Raw genomic sequence first — 5,144 nt, 5'->3', positions numbered from 1 at the left:
CCTCATCGCGACTCTCTGCAAAGTGAGTAACGCCGACCCGCCACTCTACGCTGCCGGCATTCTGGGCCTGTACCAGTGTCGAGTCGGCTTCTGCCAGCCGTGCTTTGCTGGCATACATCTCCAGGACCAGCGCATCATCAACAGCGCTCAGCAGCTGAGGAAACTGACCGGGCGGGGTACTCAGATCGAACAGGTTGCCTGTCAAGCCGAGCTCTCCGCGGGGCTCCCCGGGTGTCATCCAATAGCTTGTGAGTCGGTAAATATCGTTATCCAGCTGTAGGCGGGCCTGCGCTACGGCAGAGGCTGAGCGCTCCAGTGCCGCTTCAGCGCGAAGTTGATCGTTCATCGGAACGGCGCCGCGCTGGTGGCGTTTTTCAACGACCGCCAGCGCCTGTCTATTCAGGCGCAGGCTTACTTCTGCAATCCTGAGCCTTTCCTGCGAGGCAAGCGCCGCTATGTAGGCGCGGGTAACATCGCTCAGTAACGATAAGGTCCGGGACTTACTCTGAGCTTCTGTGAGTTCGTAGGCCGATAGTGCCTGTTGGCGGCGGGCTCTGCGCTGCCCGCCCAGTTCGATAACCGACGACAGGGCGAGGATGTACTCAGCCTGTGCTGCCTGTTGGTAGCTGCCATTACCGATAAGGTTGTCGGCCTCGCCACTGAGAATAAGCGGCGGAGCTAACGCCTGCGTATCGACATTGGCCTTGCTGGCACGCTTAAGGGCCGAATACGCTCTGAATTGTGGGTGCGCCGCTTGCGTGCGCTGAATGGTTTCATCGAGGGTCAGGGCCTGAGATGGCACTGACCACAAGGTACTGAGGCTCACAATCAGGCCCACAGCACCGCGTGTTATTGGTGATTTCATAAAATTTCCTGAATAGCTGATCTGTCGGGCAGCCATAAGGCAGCCCGGCAACGAGTGGCGTTATCGTTCAGCTATTCAGGCAATCGGAGGGCGACAGATCCCAGTGACGGGAGAGTGCGGTGGCCGGACAAAAGGGCCGGACTGTTTAATAGTCACACTACTCAGTTGTGGTACCGACCAGCGCTGAGGCAGCGTGGTAGGAGTTGTGTGTTGGTGGCTGTGACAACCTGCGTGACCAGTTTCCGGGCAAGCGTCCTCTGCTGTATGGTCCTGATGCTCATGATCGCTATGGTGGGCGGCATCATGATGGGCAATGTCTGAGGCGTTGGGATCGGCAGCAAAGACATCCGTCACTTCATTAAAAGGAGCGAGATTCTGCAACATCAGCACAAGCAGCATCATCACCAGCGCAGGTGATGTTCGGGATAGCTGATGTTTGCGGTCAGTCGCTAGCATAGGTTGTCAGGGCGAATCTTTTCGCGAACTCTTATCGGGATCTTTTGGTATAGTCATATACGACTACTTCTAGGATCTCAGCAATGGCAGCAGAAAACCAGTTGCACGTGACCTTTCGTGACGAAGATATAGAAAGTCTGCGCAAGCAGATGCTCAGTTTTGCGCGACTGCAGCTCGATGATGAGCATCTGGCCGAGGATGCGGTGCAGGAAGCTCTGGCCGGTGCGTTGAAAAATGCCTCTTCTTTTTCCCGCCAATCGACTCTGAAAACCTGGGTTTTCTCTATTCTGCGAAGAAAAATTGCGGATGTACTACGTGGGCAATACCGGGAACCGGTGCGCGAAGCCTGTAAGGAATGCAGCACGGACGACGACGAACTCTTTGATGGACGTGGGCATTGGCAGGCGGGAGCGACCCCCAGGCGCTGGGGTGACACGCATGAACTGGCTGATAACACTCAGTTCTGGCAGGTGTTTGATATCTGTCTTGAGGCACTGCCCGCAGAGCAGGCAAGGGTGTTTATGATGCGTGAATTTATTGAGCTGGATTCCGCAGAAATCTGCGCCTCGCTTGAAGTGTCGACGAGTAACCTTCACGTTCTTCTGCACCGTGCACGCCTGAAGTTGCGGGCATGTTTATCTGATCATTGGTTCGAGAGGGAGGCCTGACTATGTTGAGCTGTGAGCAAGCTACCCGTTTGTTATCCGAAGGGCAGGACCGCACTTTAACCTTCCCCGAAAAAATGAACCTGAAAGTGCACACCGCAATGTGTTCCGGCTGCCGCGAATTTGGTCGTCAGCTGGGCTCGCTAAGAACCTTGATTCAGGAAGAAAAAGACGCTGGGCCTGCGTCCGGTAAAAAATAATTTCTGTTCCTGTAAGAAAAGTGTCGGCAGGTGCGACTCACTCTATGTGCGGCAGAACCGCTGCTAATTTATTAATCAGAGAGAACTCACAATGAAAAAGACCATGACAACTTTATCTGCTGCAATGCTTCTTGGTGCCGCTTCGGCCACAGTCAGTGCTGCTGAAAATCCATTTGCATCACAGTCGCTGGAATCTGGTTATCAGGTTGCGGGCCATCACGCCGAAAAGTCTGCTGAAGGTAAGTGTGGCGAAGGTAAATGCGGTGAAGGCAAATGTGGTGCTAAGTCTGAATCTGAAGGCAAGTGCGGTGAAGGTAAATGCGGTGCTAAGTCTGAAGCCGAAGGTAAGTGCGGCGAAGGCAAGTGTGGCGGTGCCAAGTCTGAATCTGAAGGTAAGTGCGGCGAAGGCAAATGCGGCGGCTCTAAATAAGAGTCCTCTGGCAGAAAAAGGCTGACCGATGCTCAGAACAATGACTCAACACTATAACGCTGTACTTCAGCGGATCCTGCATCTCGATGGTCTTGCACCTCTGTTGCTTCGGCTTTATCTGGCGCCAGTGATGATGCAGGCGGGTTGGACGAAATTCCAGTCGTTCGACAGTACAGTGGCATGGTTTGGTAACGCTGACTGGGGCCTTGGGTTGCCATTCCCTGAGCTGATGGTTGTGCTGGCAGCAGGCACCGAGCTGGTGGGCGGTGCACTGCTGATACCGGGCATTGCAGTGCGGTTGGTCAGTATCCCGCTGATGGCGACCATGGTCGTCGCGGCCCTGACGGTGCATCTGGAATATGGCTGGCTAGCCATTGCAGACAGTAGTTCGTGGCTGGCCAATGAGCGTGTGCTGGAATCGGCGGAACGTCTCGAGCGGGCAAAAGGTATCCTGCAGGAGCATGGAAACTACAGCTGGCTTACCGGGCGTGGCTCCCTCGTTGTCCTTAACAACGGTATTGAGTTCGCAGCAACCTATTTTGTTATGTTGCTGACCTTGTTGTTTACCGGCGGTGGCCGCTATACCAGCGTTGACTACTATGTTTCACGCTTCCTGAATCGCAACTGAAATAGCGCATGCCTGAAACAAGCAGGGCCGCTGATTTATAGCGGCCCTGTTATTCCTGTCCTACATCTCGATCTTTCTGTCTGTCCTTAGTTCGTTCTGCGCATCAAGGTACCTTCGCGATTTTATAGGGGTTAATTCCGTCATTCGGGCGGCGCTTAAAGCGTTTATAGGTCCACTGATATTGAGCCGGGCATAGACGCACGCAGTTCTCGATAGACTGATTCATTGCCGTTGCGGATATTACGGGGTCTGGATCAAACTGCTCCGGCAGGGCGTCGAATAAATGAATATCGAAGCCTTCGGCATTGGGTAGGCGTTCGCCGAACGCATAAATCACCTGACAGCCGGTTTCGCGGATCATCTGATGCGGCAGTGTTGGTGTCAGGGTTTCAACCCCCATAAAAGGTGCGAATACGCCCCGCTCACGCTTGGGCTCCTGATCTGGCAGAAAGCCAACGACCTTACCTGCATTAAGAGTGGCGAATAATGCCTTAACACCGCCACCTGTCGTGGGCACCAGTTCCGCACCGACCGCCTCCCTTCGGGAGACCATCCAATCGCTGAAATTCTTAACTTTTGCGGGTCGATACATAATGGTCGCCGACGTTAAGGTGGCCAGCCAGGCACTGACGATCTCCCAGTTGCCAAGGTGCGGAGACATAAACAGCAAGCCCCGCTCATCGGCAAGCTTCTGCTCTAACAGTTCCTGATTGTGGACCTTCCGGACCATCGTCAACAGTTTTTCATGCGAGTAGCCCCACATGGGCCCCATCTCTCCACCGGTCATGCCGTTCTGAATCAGCGTGTCGTAGAGGAGGGTTTCGCGATAGTCTTCGCTTTTATCGGCAAAGCACATTGCCAGGTTCACTCGGGCGACCTCGCGTGATCGGGTCCGCTTTGATGCCAGTCGTTTTCCTAACATACGACCGATACGTTGAGCTGTCGGCAACGACACAAGCCCCATCAGCTTGATCGCACCAATCATCAGGTAGCCAATCAGATTATTCACATTTCTCACCTTCATCAGAGTGCCCAAAGTGTACAACCTACGCCATTGACGGTCACTTGCTGAGCCTCTGCTAAGCTTAAATAATCCCTGCAGGATATGGGGAGCCAAACTTACGCCATATAACTAATAAGTAGCAGTCGGGATTGTCATCGTTATGACGGAAGCGAGCTTTAATCTGCAGGGACAGAAAATTCTTATCGTTGACGACCTCGTCGAGGCGCGCAGCGCACTGAAAAGTATGCTGACGGTGCTGGGGGCTGATGATGTATATAGCGCCACCGACGGACGCGAAGCCGTTGAATACATCATGGAACACGATTTTGATCTCGTATTGTCCGACTACAACCTTGGTAAAGGCAAAGACGGCCAGCAGATACTAGAGGAAGCCCGTTACACCAACCGTCTGCGCGCGACGGCATCTTTTGTCATGATCACGGGCGAGAATGCGGTAGATCGGGTCATGGGGGCACTCGAATACGATCCGGACGCCTACGTCACTAAGCCATTTACTCTCAGCATTCTTCGCGAAAGGCTTTATCGTCTGAGCCTTCTTAAGACAGTTCTGTTGCCAATGAACCGGGCCATTGATCAGGGCCAGATCGATTGGGCGATAGAAATTGCAGACCAGATCAGGGTCGAGCACCCTCGCCTGTTACTGCCCGTTTCCCGGTTGCAAGGTAAGTTGTGCCTTAAGCAGGAGCGCTATGAGGATGCGCTTGAAGCCTACGCCCGGGTTCTGGAAAGTCGCCCGGCTTCCTGGGCCCGGCTCGGTCAAGCCGTGTGTTTCCATTTTCTCGGTGACACTGATCAGGCCGTATCCCTGATTCGGGCAACTCTTCTCGATCATCCCTTGTATGTTCAGTGTCATGACTGGTTGGCGAAAATACTCGT

General features: G+C 53.9%; 8 protein-coding genes. 5 read left to right on the top strand and 3 right to left on the bottom strand.

The genetic code is table 11. The features are described 5' to 3' along the window. The coding region (locus B2067_RS04450; protein WP_301387597.1) for a TolC family protein at nucleotides 1-865 on the bottom strand (865 nt) is incomplete at its 3' end. Between the two features lie 75 nt (nucleotides 866-940). Further along, on the bottom strand, nucleotides 941-1,321 hold the full coding sequence (locus B2067_RS04445; RefSeq protein WP_297533331.1) for a hypothetical protein: 381 nt from the start codon (nucleotides 1,319-1,321) through the stop codon (nucleotides 941-943). Nucleotides 1,322-1,404: 83 nt separating this feature from the next. On the opposite strand from B2067_RS04445, the gene B2067_RS04440 reads away from it, so the two are divergent. The 4 genes from B2067_RS04440 (at nucleotide 1,405) to B2067_RS04425 (ending at nucleotide 3,244) form a co-directional block, all read left to right on the top strand. Then, a complete protein-coding gene (locus B2067_RS04440; protein WP_068435975.1) occupies nucleotides 1,405-1,989 on the top strand; it encodes a sigma-70 family RNA polymerase sigma factor in 585 nt (194 codons plus the stop codon). Nucleotides 1,990-1,991: 2 nt separating this feature from the next. Then, complete coding sequence (locus tag B2067_RS04435) at nucleotides 1,992-2,186, top strand: zf-HC2 domain-containing protein (RefSeq protein ID WP_273092262.1); 195 nt, start codon at nucleotides 1,992-1,994, stop codon at nucleotides 2,184-2,186. A 103-nt stretch (nucleotides 2,187-2,289) separates the two neighbouring features. Continuing rightward, nucleotides 2,290-2,616 carry a hypothetical protein gene (locus B2067_RS04430; RefSeq protein WP_273092263.1) on the top strand — a complete coding sequence of 109 codons (327 nt, stop codon included), beginning with the start codon at nucleotides 2,290-2,292 and terminating at the stop codon, nucleotides 2,614-2,616. A 28-nt stretch (nucleotides 2,617-2,644) separates the two neighbouring features. After that, complete coding sequence (locus B2067_RS04425) at nucleotides 2,645-3,244, top strand: DoxX family protein (RefSeq protein WP_068435981.1); 600 nt, start codon at nucleotides 2,645-2,647, stop codon at nucleotides 3,242-3,244. Between the two features lie 103 nt (nucleotides 3,245-3,347). Here B2067_RS04425 and B2067_RS04420 read toward each other — a convergent pair whose 3' ends face one another. Next, nucleotides 3,348-4,253: a lysophospholipid acyltransferase family protein gene (locus B2067_RS04420; RefSeq protein ID WP_068436026.1), complete on the bottom strand. Its 906-nt coding sequence runs from the start codon at nucleotides 4,251-4,253 to the stop codon at nucleotides 3,348-3,350. A 154-nt stretch (nucleotides 4,254-4,407) separates the two neighbouring features. Between B2067_RS04420 and B2067_RS04415 the strand changes: the two genes are divergently transcribed. Further along, nucleotides 4,408-5,144, top strand: a 737-nt coding sequence (locus B2067_RS04415; protein ID WP_301387596.1) for a response regulator, incomplete at its 3' end; no start/stop codon positions are given.

Source organism: Thalassolituus sp. UBA2590 (genome assembly GCF_002339775.1).
Classification (GTDB): Bacteria; Pseudomonadota; Gammaproteobacteria; order Pseudomonadales; family Oceanobacteraceae; genus Thalassolituus.
Note: the sequence above shows the minus strand (reverse complement) of the source record. Positions and strands in the feature narration are given on the sequence as shown.

Excerpts from the sequence above, each read along its gene's own strand:
- B2067_RS04445 (WP_297533331.1), bottom strand. The coding sequence starts at position 1,321 with ATGCTAGCGACTGACCGCAAACATCAGCTATCCCGAACATCACCTGCG.
- B2067_RS04435 (WP_273092262.1), top strand. The coding sequence starts at position 1,992 with ATGTTGAGCTGTGAGCAAGCTACCCGTTTGTTATCCGAAGGGCAGGAC.
- B2067_RS04425 (WP_068435981.1), top strand. The coding sequence starts at position 2,645 with ATGCTCAGAACAATGACTCAACACTATAACGCTGTACTTCAGCGGATC.
- B2067_RS04440 (WP_068435975.1), top strand. The coding sequence starts at position 1,405 with ATGGCAGCAGAAAACCAGTTGCACGTGACCTTTCGTGACGAAGATATA.
- B2067_RS04430 (WP_273092263.1), top strand. The coding sequence starts at position 2,290 with ATGACAACTTTATCTGCTGCAATGCTTCTTGGTGCCGCTTCGGCCACA.